Raw genomic sequence first — 14,077 nt, forward strand, 5'->3', positions numbered from 1 at the left:
AGCTTGGCTCCCTCACGTGCTCAAAAGGCACCGCTGCTCATCAGCTGCCATCCACCCCTCTCACCTCTGACATTACCTCAGCTAAAGACACAAGCTCTGCTCGCGATGGCGTCAGTCCTGACAATGCTGTGCTGACTGAGCCACCGCTATCGCGAGCAGAGCTCCCTCCCACAGTGATTTGGGCTGGTTACGGTCTTGTGGGGTGCCCGCAATATCGCCACCGCCGGCAAGCCGGACTGCTACGGAGCTGAAAAAACAAAGACCCACTGTGGGAGCGAATTCATTCGCGATGTCCGTCCAGCCGACACGCATCCATCGTCAGGAACACGGCTTCGCGAATGAATTCGCTCCCACAATTGTCTGTGGCGTCCAGCAGATTCGGCATGGTTTCAACGCCATTCACCTCACCAGGCGCTTTTCCTTTGACGGTCGATAACCGAAGTACGAGCTGTAGCATTTGCTGAAATGGCTCGGCGAGACGAAGCCGCAGGCGACCAGCACTTCCACCTGGGACATTTCGGTGTGTTGCAGCAGACGGCGGGCTTCGGTGATGCGCAGTTCCAGGTAGTAGCGTTGCGGGGTGGTGCCGAGTTGTTCGCGGAACAGGCGTTCGACCTGGCGCCGCGAACGGCCTGCATAGACCGCCAGTTGTTCCATCTCCAGCGGTTCTTCGAGGTTGGCGTCCATCAGTTTGATGACTTCGCGCAGCGGCGCGCTCACCGAGATGTGCCGCGACGGCTTGATCCGTCGGTAGCGCGACTCCTCGAACGACAGGATGTCTTCGATGCCTTCGATCAGCGCCTTGTCGTGCAGGCCCTTGATCCACTCCAGCGCCATGTGAAACGCCCCCGCCGGGCTCGATGCGGTCAGGCGGTCGCGGTCGACGACGAAGGCTTCGCTGGTGACATGGGTGACTTTGGACACCTCGGCCAATGCCGGCCGGTGTTCCGGGTGGATGGCGCAGCGGTAGCCGTCGAGCAGGCCGGCCATGCCGAGAAACCAGGCGCCGTTCCATAATCCGGCCAGTTGCACGCCGCGTTCGGCTGCTGCCTGCAACAGACCGATCAGCGATTCGCTGGCCTTGAGCTCGGTGCGGTAGCCGCCGCAGATCACCAGCAGGTCCAGTTGCTCGACCGCCGCCAGATCGATCCGGGCGTCAGGGCGGATCACCAGGCCCAGGTCGCTGATCACCTCGCCTTCCTGCAAGCCGAACGTGCGCGAGGTGAACAGCGCCGGGCGCAGCAGGTTGGCGGTGACGATGGTGTCCAGCACCTGGGTGAAGGCCGGCAGGGAGAAGTGTTCCAGCAGCAGAAAGCCGGTGCGCCCCTGCTGCGCGGATGCGCTGCGATCTTCCTGTACATAACGAAGGTTCTTGCCCTTCATGCCCCCGCTGAATTGACGCCGCTCCACCCGTTCTGCCTCTTTCTCGTTGTTATGTCCAAACACGCGCTACGCCAGTTGAAAGCCGTGGGCGAGCGGATCCCTGTCGTCGACAAAGATCGTGTTGTGCCCGGTAATCCGGGCCCAGCCACCGATGCTGGGTTTGATGCCGTCGAAGGTACCGACTTTTAGCGCAGACTCAACCTTCCCCTGAAAAATAGTGCCGATCAGGCTCTGGTGGCGGTAGCGGTCGCCGACCTTGAGCCGGCCCTTGCCATACAGTTGCGCCATGCGTGCCGAGGTGCCGGTGCCGCCGGGGGAACGGTCGATGGCCTTGTCGCCGTAGAACACCGCGCAGCGCCCGTCCGCCGTGTCGTCCTGCGGGCGGTCACACCAGATCACGTGATGAACGCCGCGAATCCTCGGGTTTTCCGGATGCTGCGGGTCGCAGATCGGTGCCAGCGCCGAGCGCAGTTTCTGGCTCAGGCCGACGATGTCGGCAGCGCTCATGCCTTCCAGGCCGGTCCAGTTGGCCTGGGGCTCGACCACCGCGTAGAAATTGCCGCCATAGGAGATATCGACGGTCAGGCTGCCGACACCGGGCACCTGCACTTCGACGTCGGCGCTGTGCAAATAGCTGGGGACGTTGAACAGGCGCACCGACTCGACGACATCGCCGCGCAGGTCATAGTCGACATCGACCCGCCCGGCCGGAGTTTCGATAGCCAGGGTGCCGGGGGTTTTCGGTGTCACCAGGCCCTCCTCGATCACCACCGTGGACAGGCCGATGGTGCCGGCGCCGCACATCGGCAGGCAGCCGCTGACTTCGATGAACAGCGCGCCGAAGTCACAATCGTCGCGGGACGACGGGTAGATGATCACGCCGGACATGATGTCGTGGCCGCGCGGCTCGAACATCAGCGCCTTGCGCACCCAATCGTGATCACGCACGAAGATCTCGCGGCGCTCGGCCATGGACACCGACGGCAACAGCGGCCCGCCCCCCGCGACCACCCGCACCGGGTTGCCGCACGCGTGGGAGTCGATACAGAAAAAACTGCGTTTCATGGATTCATCCTTAAAGCTCTTTTCGAAACGTTTTGACGCGAAGGTGAGGCAAGGCGCAACGAGCTCTGCGAGTAACAGCCGAAGGCTGGCCCGCAGGGAGAGCGCCAGCGAATAAAACAGCCGAGGAAGCGGAGTTTACGGGCTGTAAATGAGCATTCCGAGGCTGTTTTCAACGCAGCATCACCGAGTGTCAGGGCGTTTAGATCAGGCGCGGTGAATGACGTTGCAGCGCGCCCCGTGACAAGCGGTCCAGCAGCAGTGCAACGGCGACGATGGCCAACCCCGCACGCAAACCGAGGCCCATTTCCATGCGCGACAAACCACGGGTGACTTCCGCCCCCAGACCGCCTGCCCCCACCAGCCCGGCCAGTACCACCATCGCCAGCGACAGCAGGATGCACTGGTTCAGTCCGACCAGCAGGGTCGGCGCGGCGGTGGGCAGTTCGATTTTGAACAGGATGTCCCGAGGCGAGGCGCCGGAGGCCTGCCCCAGCTCCAACAGGTCCTTGGGCAATTGCTTGAAGGCCAGGGTGGTCAGGCGCAGCATCGGCGGGATGCCGTAGACGATGGTGGCGATCATCGCCGGCACGCGACCGAGGCTGAACAGCATCACCGCCGGAATCAGGTACACCCATGGCGGCACGGTCTGCATGATGTTGAGGATCGGCTGGAACGCTTCGTCGACCCGTTTCACCCGCGCCGCCAGTACGCCCAGCGGGAAGGCGATGGCAACCGAAATCAGTACCGCCACCGTGACCAGGGCGATGGTCTGCATCGACGCGGTCCACAGCCCGGAAAACAGACAGAACAGCAGCATCACGCCGGCGAACACCGCCACGCGCTTGTTGGCGAAGAACATCGCGGCGACCACGACGATGCCGATCAGCAGGTAAGGATGCGGCGCCAGCAACAGCGCCTCGACCCGCGACAGCACCGCTTCGATGACCGTGCTGATCAGCACGAACAGGCCATGCAGGTTGGCGTTCAGCCAGTCGACCGCCGGGGCGAGGATTTCCCCCGGCGAAAAACGCAGATCGGCGGCACTCATTGGCTTTCTCCGCGACGGGAATGGACGGCGCTTTGCGCCAGACGGTCGAGAATCATGGTGAGGATGACGATGGCGATGGCCGCGTTGATCGACTTGGCGATGTCCAGCGTGCGGATCGCTCCGTAGATCGATTCACCCAGGCCACCGGAACCGACGATCCCGGCGATCACCACCATGCCGAAGGCCATCATCAGGCTCTGGTTGATCCCGGCCATGATGCTCGGCATGGCGAACGGCAGACGCACCTTGAAGAACATCTGCGTGCCGGTGACGCCGCTGGCCTCGCCCAGCTCGATGAACTCCCGTGGGGTCATGCGGATGCCCAGCGAGGTCAGGCGCAGCGCTGGCGGCACGGCAACGATGAAGGTCGCCAGCAGCGCCGTGGCCGGGCCGTAGCCGAGCAAGGCAATCGCCGGCAGCAGGTAGATGTAGGGCGGCAGCGTCTGCACCAGGTCCAGACACGGATCGACCACGCGGTCCACCGACGGCGCCAGCCCCGCGACCACGCCCAGCGGGATCGCCACGATCAGCGCGAGGATAGTCGCGGTGAGCACCAGCGCCAGCGTGCTGACCGTCTCCGGCCACAGGCCGATGAAGTCACAGAACAACAGCGCAACACCGGCGAGGATGGCGAAACGCACGCCGATCATGCGCCAGCCGATCAGCGCGATCAGCACGGCGATGACGTAGAACGGCGGCAACCCGATGCACCACAGCACGCCCTTGTAGACCCCGGTCAGCACGCTGTTGGCGGCGTCGAACAGCGCCTCGCCATGGTCGGTCAGCCAGGCCAGCGCCGAATCGACCACCTCGTCGAACTGGCTGGAAAAGTCAGGCGTGTTCATTGGACGCCTCCGTCAGCTTTTCGGCCTGCGCCGGGGCGAATTCGTTGGCGACACCCTGCACCCCGCGCAACAGGTCGCGGGTGGTGATGATGCCGACAATGGCGCCGTTGTCGATCACCGCCAACGCATCGCGCTCGGAGCGCGTGGTCAGGCCGATCAGGGTGTCGAGATCGGCCTCGATCGGTGCCTTGCTCAGCTTGTTCACGTCGCAACCGGGGTTGGCGGCTTTGTACGCTTCGACCGGGGTCATCACCGAGTGGGCCTTGACCAGATGCAGCCGCGAAATGCCGGCGACGAACTCGGCGACATAATCGTCGGCCGGGTTGAGCACGATGTCTTCGGCGGTGCCGACCTGGATGATCACGCCGTCTTTCATGATCGCGATGCGGTCACCGATGCGGATCGCCTCGTCCAGGTCGTGGGTGATGAACACCGCCGACTTGCCCAGGTCCTTGGTCAACTGGCGGAACTCATCCTGCAACTGACGACGGATCAGCGGGTCCAGCGCGCTGAACGGCTCATCCATCAGAATCACTTCCGGGTCGGCGGTGATGGCACGGGCCAGACCGACCCGTTGCTGCATGCCGCCGGACAGCTCGCTCGGGTAGCGATTGACCCAGTCGGTCAGGCCGACCTTGGCCAGCGCCCGCCGCGCCACTTCATAACGTTCTGCCTTGCCGACGCCCTGCACTTCCAGGCCGAAGGCGGTGTTTTCCAGCACCGTACGGTTGGGCAACAGCGCAACACTCTGGAACACCATGCCGATGTGCTTGGCGCGCACTTCACGCAGTTGTGCGGCGCTGAGGCTGGACAGGTCCTGCCCCTTGACCAGCACCTTGCCGGCGCTGGGGGTGATCAGTTTGTTGAGCAAGCGAATCAGGGTGGATTTGCCACTGCCGGACAGGCCCATGATGCAGAAGATTTCACCGCGTCGAACCTGCAGGTTGACGTTCGAAACCCCGACCACGCAACTGTAGTCTTGCAGTATCTGGGTCTTGGTCAGTCCCTGCTGAACGACCGCATTCATCGCAGCAGGCGCACTCTTGCCGAAGATTTTCCAGACTGACTGGCAATCCACCAGGACTTCGTTACTGTCTATTTTGGGCGTTGTCATTTGGTAACCCGTCGAATCAGTTTTACCTGATCTCTCTAATTAATCGAAACGGTTATGGCAGTGGCAATAAACAAGCTTTATAACCTGTTGTCTGAAATAGAGTTGCGCGAAGCCCAGGCAAGGCGAAACGAAGTGAAAAAGCGGAGTTTACTTTAGTAAATGAGCATTTTGAGCTTCGTTTCAACGCCGCATGGGTGAGTGCAGACTATTTCACTTGATGTTTTCCCAACGCTTGAGCAAATCGGCATGACTGTCAGTCCAGCCTTTTACCGCTTCGTCCATGGTCTTGCCATCTTTGACTTCAGCGTTCATGGCGGTGATGTCCGCAATCGGCACATAAACGCTGGCCATCAATTCACGGGCGCGTGGGTATTCCTGAGTGAAGCCTTTATGACCGATCCAGTAGTAACCCTGCAGCGGCGGGAAAATACCTTTTGGATCTTTCAAGAACTTCAGATCAAACTTCTTGGTCATCCACGACGGGTCCCAAACAGTCACCACGACCGGCTCCTTGCGGTCGACCGCGGACTTCAGCGCGGCGGTCATCGCCGTGGTACTGCCCTCGACCAGCTTGAGCTTGAGGTCGTAGGCCTTGACCACGTTGGTCGCGTCGCTCATCAGGCCCGAACCCGGCTCGATGCCGATGATCTTGCCGCCGAGCTTGTCGGCGTTGGCGTTGAGCTGGTCGATGGAATCGATATCGACATAGTTGGGCACGGCCAGACCCTGGTACAGACCGAACGACACCGGCGACAACTTCTCCAGGCGGTTCTTGTTCTTGTTCCAGTAGTCCGATGCGGCGTAGTCGGTTTGCGAGGCCAGTACTTGTACGTCGCCTTTGGTCAACGCGGCGTAGGCAATACCCCACTCGGAGAACTCGACAACTTTTACGGTATAACCGGAGTCTTCAAGTACCTTTTTGGTAATACCGGTAATCGGCGTCAGATCTTCCCAGTTCATGGTGCCCATGGTGATGGTTTTTTCTTCCGCTTGAACGGTAAAACTCATCATGCTGGCCATGGCGACGGCGCAGACTGTCTTCCACATCTTTTTCATGGTATTCCCCGATCTATGTTGTTAGAGCAGAAATGCTTCTTTCTTTATTGATCTACAGCAGACAGTTTGAAACGGTGAATCAACCCTCTCGTCCCGCTCGCAGCGATTGCCAGCGAATGACGGAACTGACGCCCAGTTTTGTCAGTATTTTTGGCGGTAAGCGGCTGGGGCCCGGTGCGCGGCTGAAGTCGTCGAGAAACTTCGAGTGTTCACCGCTGGCCAGTTCGGCGGCCATGACCCCTGCCAGGGTGCTTTTCACCGTACCCAGCCCGTTTTCACAGCAGGCCGAATACAGGTTTTCTTCGATTTCACCGAAGGCCGGCGCGCTGTTGCGGCTCAGGCACAGACGCCCTGCCCAACTGAATTCCAGCGGCGTGCCCTTGAGCTCCGGAAAGCGCGCGTCGAGGGAGGCGCGTTGCTCTTCGGCCACTTCGGCAACCCGTCGTGGCGTCACCTGAATGCTCGGGTCATAGGTGAAACGGGTGCGGATGACGATCCGCGCCAGGCCATCGTGGGTAATCTTGCGCACCGTGGCGCCCATCGGATCGGCCGGAAGCAAGGCCCAGCGCGGCTGGCCGGTGACCGCGCGCCCGAACTCGTCGTGGCTGTACGCCGCCGTCATCGAGGCGTAGGTGAACACGTGCAGCAGACGGCCCTGGAAGTGCCCGAAGTCTTCGATATGGCCGTTGACCGCGAGAATCACCTTGGGCGCAGTGACGCTGCCGCTGTGGGAGCGCGCCCGCCAGTCGTTGCCGACCCGCGACAGTTCGACGATGGGCGAGCGTTCGAACAGGGTGATGCTACCCGCCAACCCCTGAGCGAGATCGCGGATGTACTGCGCCGGCTGAATCATCGCCGCGCCCGGCGTGTACAGGCCGCCGTGGTAATAGGTGGTGCCGGTGATGTCGCGCATCTGTGCGGCATCGAACAGCTCGAACCGTTCGTCGATGGCCTTCAGCGATTGCGCGTAATTGCCGTTGAGGCGCATGCCGCGCTCTGTGGCTGCAGCGTTGATCTTGCCCGACGGGTCGAACGTCTCGGCAGCCATTCCGTATTCCCGCGCCGCGTCGGCAGCAAAGCCGATGGCGAAGCGGTTCTGTTTGATCTCCAGCGCGGTGGCCGATTCGCCGGCCACCGAGTATTCGCCGGACGACAGGCTGTGGGGCACGTCGATCATGAAACCGGAGTTGCGCCCGGCCGGCCCCTTGGCCACTTCGTGGGCGTCGACCACGACAATCTTCGCCCCCGGGTGCAGTTGCGCCAGCCGCCGTGCAGCCGACAGACCGGCAAAACCCGCACCGATGATCAGCCAGTCCGCCGTCACCTGCCCATCAAGCAAATGCACAGGCATCGAGCGCGTGGAAATCGCCTCCCACCCCGAAACCCCGGTGTCTACCGGCAAACGCTTGATGGTATGGGTGCTCATTTTACGGTCTCGTCCACGGACCGGTCAGACACGTCGATCCAGACGGTCTTGATTTCGGTGTATTGATCGTGGGCGAACATGGACTTGTCGCGCCCGCCGAAACCGGACTCCTTGAAGCCGCCAAACGGCGTGGTCGCATCGCCTTCGCCGAAGCAGTTGACGGTGACGATGCCGGCGCGGATTTCCCGCGACAGCTTGATCGCGTTGCGCAGGTTGCCGGTGTAGACCGAGGCCGCCAGGCCGTAAACAGTGTCGTTGGCCAGGGCGATAGCTTCGGAGATCGAGGTGAAACTGGTCACCGACAGCACCGGGCCGAAGATTTCTTCCTGGAACAACCGGCTGTCACGGTCGACACCGTCGATCACGGTCGGCTGCACGTAGACACCGTCCTGGGTGTCGCCACCGTAGACCACGTCCAGTCTGCCCGCCGTGGCGTGCTCCAGGTACGACTTGACCTTGGCGAAGTGCTCGGGGCTGACCAGCGCACCGACGCGGTTCTGCGGATCCAGCGGATCGCCCATTTTCCACTCGCGGATGTAGGCGCCCATGCGTTGCAGCAGTTCGTCCTTGACCGAGGCGTGGACGATCAGGCGCGAGGTCGCCGAGCAGTTTTCGCCCATGTTCCAGAACGCGCCGTTGACCACCTGTTCGGCGACCAGATCCAGGTCCTCGGCGTCGTCCATCACCACCGCCGGGTTCTTGCCGCCGCATTCCAGCACCACGCGCTTGAGGTTGGAATCGGCAGCGTAATGCAGGAAGCGCCGGCCGGTCGCGGTGGAACCGGTGAAACTGACCATGTCGACGTCTTTGTGCAGACCGATCGGCTCGCCGACGTCCTTGCCGGTGCCGGTGACGATGTTCAGCACGCCGGCCGGTACGCCGGCTTCAAAGGCCAGCTCGGCCACACGCAGGGTGGTCAGGGAGGTCTGCTCGGCCGGTTTGACGATCACCGAACAGCCGGCCGCCAGCGCCGGGCCGATCTTCCAGGCCAGCATCAGCAGCGGGAAATTCCACGGCAGCACACAGCCGACGACACCGATGGGCTCACGGATGACCATGGTCAGCGCGTTGTTGCCGACCGGCGCGGTGTGGTCGTACAGCTTGTCGATCAGCTCGGCGTGCCAGCGCAGGGTGTGCACGGTGTCCGGCACGTCGACCAGTTGGCATTCGCTGACCGGCTTGCCACTGTCCAGACTTTCCAGCACCGCCAGTTCGTGGTGATTGCGCTCCAGCAGCTTGGCGAATTTCAGCAACACGGCCTTGCGCTCACCCGGCGCCAGCAAGCGCCAGCGGCCATCGTCGAAAGCCTCTCTGGCCTTGCTCACCGCGTAATCGACATCCTGCGCATCGCAGGCGGCGATGTCGGTCAAAAACGCACCGGTCGCCGGGTTATGAGTGGCGAAGGTCTTGCCGGACAGCGCCGGTTTGAACGCGCCATTGATGAAGGCGTTGGACGGATACGACATCGACTCGGCGATGGCGGCGTACTCCGCCGCAGTCAGCAAATTACGCATGGCGGGCTCCCGAAGTGATGTGGGCGACGGTACGTTTGACGTTGGTGATCACGGTCTGCAGGCTGCGCTTGTCTTCGCCGTTGAGCGGACGCAGCGGTGCGCGCACGTCGCCGACGTTCAAGCCGTTGAGCTCGCAGCCGAACTTGATGCACTGCACGAACTTGCCGCCGTCGAGGGCATTCATCAGCGGCATCATCGCCGACATGATCTGCCGGCCTTTATCGAAGTCTTTTTCCAGCACGCAGGCTTCATAGAGCGCGACGTGTTCCCTGGGCAAGAAGTTGGAACCGGCGCAGACCCAGCTGCGGGCGCCCCAGGCGAAGAACTCCAGGGCCTGATCGTCCCAGCCGCAGGACAGCGCGATGTGCGGAAACTCGCGGGCCAGCAGGTGCACGCGACCCATGTCGCCGGAGCTTTCCTTGATCGCCTTGACGTTTTTCGACTTGCCGACGCGAGCGAGGTAATCCTCGTTCATCTGCACGCACATCCGGCCGGGGTAGTTGTAAAGCATGATCGGCAGGTTGGCGGCGCGGTCGATGGTCAGCGCGTGAATGGCGTTTTCCTGGTCGGTCGGCAGCGCGTACGGCGGCGTGGTCACCAGAATCGCGTCGGCCTTGATCGCCTTGGCGTCTTCGGCAAACAGTACGGCGTCTTCGGTGCGGATGGCGCCGGTGCCGATGATCAGCTGCACCTTCGAGCCAATCACTTCCTTGGCGAAATGCGCCAGCTGGATGCGTTCTTCAGCGGTCTGCGCGTAGTATTCGCCGGTCGAGCCGCCGATGATGATGCCGTGGACCTTCGCCTCGATCAGCGACTCCAGCACCTCACCGAACACGCTGAAGTCGATGCTGCCGTCAGCCTTGTGCGGGGTCACCGCCGGCGTGTAGATGCCTTCGAATTTCACGACGATTTCTCCGAGAAAGAGTGACCGGGAATGTCCAGGCGGGCGTCGGTCTGCAGACCCTGTGGCGCGATGAACATTTCCATGTCGGCGCGGGACAGCTCCCAGTGCTCGAACACCAGATCGACCACAGCCCCTTCGTCGCGGCGCTCGATGGCTTCGATGAACAGGTCGTGGTGGCCGGCGGACAATTCGAGGTGTTCTTCCATCTGCTCGTTGTGCGGACGGAAGAAGGTGTGACCGATGCGGGCGTGGTCGATCAGCAGGCGCTCCAGGCTCGGCTCCAGGTACTGGTTGCCGGCCATTTCACCCATGATCGCGTGGAAGCGGTTGTTCTCCACCACCATGCTCAACGGGTCGCGCTCGTTGGTGGCTTTGCGGAAGCGGTACTGGGTTTCCTTCAGATCGAGCAACTGGCGCTGCTTGAAGTTCTGCACGGCCAGGCGGCCGATGGCAGCGTAGACCATGGGTGCGACGAGAAAGAAATTGCGCAGGGTCGAATGGTTCATCGGAATGACCCGGGTGCCGCGGTTTTCGCGGATATCCAGATAGCCTTCACCGGCCAGACGGCGGAACACTTCGCGAACCGGCGTGCGGGACAAGCCGTAACGCTCGCTGAGAACGACCTCGTCCAGCGCCTCGTCAGGGTCCAGCTCCATGGTCAGGATCTGACGTTTCAAATCTTCATAAAGCGTGCTCTTGCCGTTCTTCACAACAACCTCCGGAAGTTGTCAGAACCGTCTTGTGTGACGGCTTGATGAATTCAGACTCGCACGCGTTTTGGGGTCGGTCAATAGGTTGTATTTTCTATGTATACACACCGAATACGACAAAAACACATAAGCACATAACCGATTCCCATTGAATTCAGGGGTTTAGCCGAAAGGCCCGGAAAACGGGTGGTCGCAGGCGGGAAAGTGAGCTGTCGTTTTTGGAACGGCACGTCGTCGTGGCAGGTCGCCAGCGCGGTTTTCCGGTTGGCTGACTGCGACGTTTTGGCGGGTGGTTGCGACATTGGGGTGGTGGTGCAGAACTCAACGAACCTGTTCGTAGCAGTCCGGCTTGCCGGCGGTTGCGATCTTGAGGACGCCTTCGCGGGCGAGCCCGCTCCCACAGGTATCCGTGGCCCGCAAGACTGTATGCGTTCATCCAGAGCCAGGCCGACCGGTCGGTCGCCTCGGCGAGCTTTTGATTTTGATGTTGGGGCCCCGTCCCAGAAGGCCGAACGCAGGCGATGTGGAGTGGGTCGAGCGACAGGATGTCGCGAGAGCCGCGTGGGCCATGGATGGCCCATTCGCGGCGGGCCCACGGAGCATTGCCGGAGTGAGGGTATGCCGAGCCAAAGCGAGGCACCGTATGGCGGGGTAAAGAGCCCTTGGTTACTTGGGGCTTTTCCAAGTAACTCGCCGCCAGGCGAAACCAAGCTGCGTTAGCAGCTAAAGGCGTCATTCCAGACACACCGAGTGCGCAGGTTTTACGACGACTGCGTCGCCGGTCGCAGGACAAGCCAGCTCCTACAGTTGTCCGCGTAACTCGCCGCCGGGCGAAACGGGGCTGCGTTAGCAGGCTATGCGATCCTTCAGACAAACCGAGTGCACAGATTTTACGACGACTTCGTCGCCGCTCGCAGGACAAGCCAGCTCCTACAGGGTCCGCGTAACTTGCCGCCGGGCGAAAGAGGCCGGCTACGGGGGTGTCCTCGCTTTGGCTTTGGCTTTGGCTCTTGCTTTTGATCTGGGGCCCCGTTCCAGAAGGCCGAACGCAGGTGATGCGCAGTGGGTCGAGCGGCATGGATGCCGCGAGAGCCGCGTGGGCCATGGATGGCCCATTCGCGGCGGGCCCACGGAGCGTCGCCGGAGTGAGGGTATGCCGAGCCAAAGCGAGGCACCGTATGGCGGGGATAACAGCCCTTGGTTACTTGGGGCTTTTCCAAGTAACTCGCCGCCAGGCGAAACCAAGCTGCGTTAGCAGCTACAGCAATCAGCCAGACAAACCGAGTGCACAGGATTTACGACGACTTCGTCGCCGATCGCGGGCAAGCCACGCTCCTACAGGTCTGCGTAACTCGCCGCCAGGCGAAACAGGGCTGCGTTAGCAGACTCAGCAGAGTGTCAGACAAGCCAATGACACAGGTTTTACGACGACTGCGTCGCCGCTCGCAGGACAAGCCAGCTCCTACAAAAGCCCGCGTAGCGCTCCTGCGGACCTTACTCCACCGGCGCGTACTGCATCTCACCGTTGCCGAACGACCAGTCCTCACGCTTGACGTCGATCAGATTGATCCACACATCCTCCTTGCGCACACCGGTTCTGTCGTGGATACCCTCGGCCACGGCGCGGTAGAAGGCTTTCTTCACCTCAATACTGCGACCGGCGTTCCAGGTCACCTGAATGAAAATGATGTTCGGCGTGTAGGTCACGCCCAGATAACCGGCCGCCGGATAGATCAGCTCATCGCTGCGATGGCGATTGATGATCTGGTAACGGTCGTGCTCGGGAACGTTGGCGGTGCTGCGCATCGCCTCGTACACCACGTCGGAAATGGCGGAAATGGTTTCAGGGCTGGTTTCTGCGGCGACATCGATTCGGGCCAGTGGCATGGCTGTATTCCTTGTGATTGCAACAGGGCCGCCGACGACCGGCGGGGCTTGGGACTACAGTAGGCGCGGGCGTAGAATTCATCAAACGCATAATTTTTCGATTATAAATGAGAGATACGCATGCTAATTGAAGACCTGCGCGCCCTGACCGTCGCCATCGAGTGCGCCTCGCTGACCAAGGCCGCCGAGAAACTGCACCTCACTCAATCCGCCGTGTCGCGGCGCATTCAGCACCTGGAGGAATACCTCGGCGCCACGCTGTTCGACCGCACCTCTCGCCCGCCGCTGCCGACCGCCATGGGTTTGCGTGTCTATGAAAGCGCCGTGACGCTGTTGCGTGACGCTGAGCAGCTGCGCCGCATCCCTCAGGAATCGGCGACGCCCAGCGGCAAATTCCGCGTGGGTGTCACTCAAGTAGTAGCCGATGCCGTGGTGCTGGACACCGTGACCTCGATCAGAAAAGCCTTTCCGCAACTGGAAATGCAGATCGCGACCCACTGGAGTTTCGAGCTGGAAAAGCTGTTCGACGAAGGCCTTCTGGATGCCGCAACCCTGTTGCGTCCGGCGCCCAGTACGCTGGCGGCCGGGATGGATGGCAAACGTGTCGCCACGCTGGAAGTGCTGGTGCTGCAAAGCCGTGCGCACCCGCTGACCGACAGTGTCAGCGATCTGCAGCGCCTGGCCGCTCACGAATGGATTCTCAACCCGAAAGGCTGCGCCTATCGCTCGGCGCTGGAAACCGCCATGGGTCGCGCCGGGCACACGCTCCGCCTGGGTATCGACACCCACGGCGCGACAATCCAGACACGGATGATCGCCGCCGGCCTCGGCTTGGGCCTGCTGCCGCGCAGGTTGTATGAACAGAGTCCGTTTCGCGATGAGCTGGCGATTGTCGAGGTGGCGGATTTCTCGCTGCACATTGATGTGTGGGTGGCGCATCCGGCGCAGCCGGGCAATCTGAAACAGGCCAATGAACTGCTGATCGAGCAGGTCATGGCGGGGTTTGCTGATGATGGTCGGTAACGTTTTGGAGATCGCAAATCCTGCCTCTGACTGTAGGAGTGAGCTCTGCTCGCGATGGCGTCGGCTGATTCACCACTGATGGTATCTGAACGGACGCTATCG

General features: G+C 61.7%; 12 protein-coding genes. 1 reads left to right on the forward strand and 11 read right to left on the reverse strand.

Features of this window, described 5'->3' with window-relative positions:
* Window positions 1-399: 399 nt before the first annotated feature.
* From ACIPL0_RS29755 to ACIPL0_RS29805, 11 genes are all read right to left on the reverse strand, one after another.
* Window positions 400-1,383, reverse strand: coding sequence for a GlxA family transcriptional regulator (locus ACIPL0_RS29755; RefSeq protein WP_400601214.1), 984 nt, complete (start codon window positions 1,381-1,383; stop codon window positions 400-402).
* A gap of 66 nt (window positions 1,384-1,449) precedes the next feature.
* Window positions 1,450-2,448 (reverse strand): 4-hydroxyproline epimerase, encoded by a 999-nt coding sequence (locus ACIPL0_RS29760; protein WP_400601070.1) that lies wholly within the window; start codon window positions 2,446-2,448, stop codon window positions 1,450-1,452.
* 199 nt (window positions 2,449-2,647) lie between these two features.
* On the reverse strand, window positions 2,648-3,496 hold the full coding sequence (locus ACIPL0_RS29765; RefSeq protein ID WP_400601069.1) for an ABC transporter permease: 849 nt from the start codon (window positions 3,494-3,496) through the stop codon (window positions 2,648-2,650).
* Entirely contained in the window at window positions 3,493-4,341 is an 849-nt protein-coding gene (locus tag ACIPL0_RS29770; protein WP_400601067.1) for an ABC transporter permease, read from the reverse strand. The genes ACIPL0_RS29765 and ACIPL0_RS29770 overlap by 4 nt, the downstream gene beginning before the upstream one ends.
* Window positions 4,328-5,455, reverse strand: coding sequence for a glycine betaine/L-proline ABC transporter ATP-binding protein (locus tag ACIPL0_RS29775; RefSeq protein ID WP_400601065.1), 1,128 nt, complete (start codon window positions 5,453-5,455; stop codon window positions 4,328-4,330). Before ACIPL0_RS29775 ends, ACIPL0_RS29770 begins: the two co-directional genes overlap by 14 nt.
* A gap of 210 nt (window positions 5,456-5,665) precedes the next feature.
* Window positions 5,666-6,511: a glycine betaine ABC transporter substrate-binding protein gene (locus ACIPL0_RS29780; RefSeq protein WP_400731755.1), complete on the reverse strand. Its 846-nt coding sequence runs from the start codon at window positions 6,509-6,511 to the stop codon at window positions 5,666-5,668.
* A 79-nt stretch (window positions 6,512-6,590) separates the two neighbouring features.
* Window positions 6,591-7,937 carry an NAD(P)/FAD-dependent oxidoreductase gene (locus ACIPL0_RS29785; protein WP_400601062.1) on the reverse strand — a complete coding sequence of 449 codons (1,347 nt, stop codon included), beginning with the start codon at window positions 7,935-7,937 and terminating at the stop codon, window positions 6,591-6,593.
* Window positions 7,934-9,451 (reverse strand): aldehyde dehydrogenase, encoded by a 1,518-nt coding sequence (locus ACIPL0_RS29790; protein WP_400601061.1) that lies wholly within the window; start codon window positions 9,449-9,451, stop codon window positions 7,934-7,936. Before ACIPL0_RS29790 ends, ACIPL0_RS29785 begins: the two co-directional genes overlap by 4 nt.
* A complete protein-coding gene (locus ACIPL0_RS29795; RefSeq protein WP_400601059.1) occupies window positions 9,444-10,355 on the reverse strand; it encodes a dihydrodipicolinate synthase family protein in 912 nt (303 codons plus the stop codon). Before ACIPL0_RS29795 ends, ACIPL0_RS29790 begins: the two co-directional genes overlap by 8 nt.
* A complete protein-coding gene (locus ACIPL0_RS29800; RefSeq protein WP_400601058.1) occupies window positions 10,352-11,065 on the reverse strand; it encodes a GntR family transcriptional regulator in 714 nt (237 codons plus the stop codon). The genes ACIPL0_RS29795 and ACIPL0_RS29800 overlap by 4 nt, the downstream gene beginning before the upstream one ends.
* 1,494 nt (window positions 11,066-12,559) lie before the next feature.
* Window positions 12,560-12,952 (reverse strand): tautomerase family protein, encoded by a 393-nt coding sequence (locus tag ACIPL0_RS29805; RefSeq protein WP_400601056.1) that lies wholly within the window; start codon window positions 12,950-12,952, stop codon window positions 12,560-12,562.
* Window positions 12,953-13,072: 120 nt separating this feature from the next.
* Here ACIPL0_RS29805 and ACIPL0_RS29810 point away from each other — a divergent pair, with 120 nt between their 5' ends.
* A complete protein-coding gene (locus ACIPL0_RS29810) occupies window positions 13,073-13,975 on the forward strand; it encodes a LysR family transcriptional regulator (protein WP_400601054.1) in 903 nt (300 codons plus the stop codon).
* Window positions 13,976-14,077: the final 102 nt, after the last annotated feature.

This window comes from Pseudomonas sp. NPDC090208, assembly GCF_044746785.1.
GTDB lineage: Bacteria > Pseudomonadota > Gammaproteobacteria > Pseudomonadales > Pseudomonadaceae > Aquipseudomonas.

Bases quoted from the DNA above. Each gene is read 5' to 3' on its own strand.
- ACIPL0_RS29755 (WP_400601214.1), bottom strand. From the start codon at position 1,383: ATGAAGGGCAAGAACCTTCGTTATGTACAGGAAGATCGCAGCGCATCC.
- ACIPL0_RS29760 (WP_400601070.1), bottom strand. From the start codon at position 2,448: ATGAAACGCAGTTTTTTCTGTATCGACTCCCACGCGTGCGGCAACCCG.
- ACIPL0_RS29765 (WP_400601069.1), bottom strand. From the start codon at position 3,496: ATGAGTGCCGCCGATCTGCGTTTTTCGCCGGGGGAAATCCTCGCCCCG.
- ACIPL0_RS29770 (WP_400601067.1), bottom strand. From the start codon at position 4,341: ATGAACACGCCTGACTTTTCCAGCCAGTTCGACGAGGTGGTCGATTCG.
- ACIPL0_RS29775 (WP_400601065.1), bottom strand. From the start codon at position 5,455: ATGACAACGCCCAAAATAGACAGTAACGAAGTCCTGGTGGATTGCCAG.
- ACIPL0_RS29780 (WP_400731755.1), bottom strand. From the start codon at position 6,511: ATGAAAAAGATGTGGAAGACAGTCTGCGCCGTCGCCATGGCCAGCATG.
- ACIPL0_RS29785 (WP_400601062.1), bottom strand. From the start codon at position 7,937: ATGAGCACCCATACCATCAAGCGTTTGCCGGTAGACACCGGGGTTTCG.
- ACIPL0_RS29790 (WP_400601061.1), bottom strand. From the start codon at position 9,451: ATGCGTAATTTGCTGACTGCGGCGGAGTACGCCGCCATCGCCGAGTCG.
- ACIPL0_RS29805 (WP_400601056.1), bottom strand. From the start codon at position 12,952: ATGCCACTGGCCCGAATCGATGTCGCCGCAGAAACCAGCCCTGAAACC.
- ACIPL0_RS29810 (WP_400601054.1), top strand. From the start codon at position 13,073: ATGCTAATTGAAGACCTGCGCGCCCTGACCGTCGCCATCGAGTGCGCC.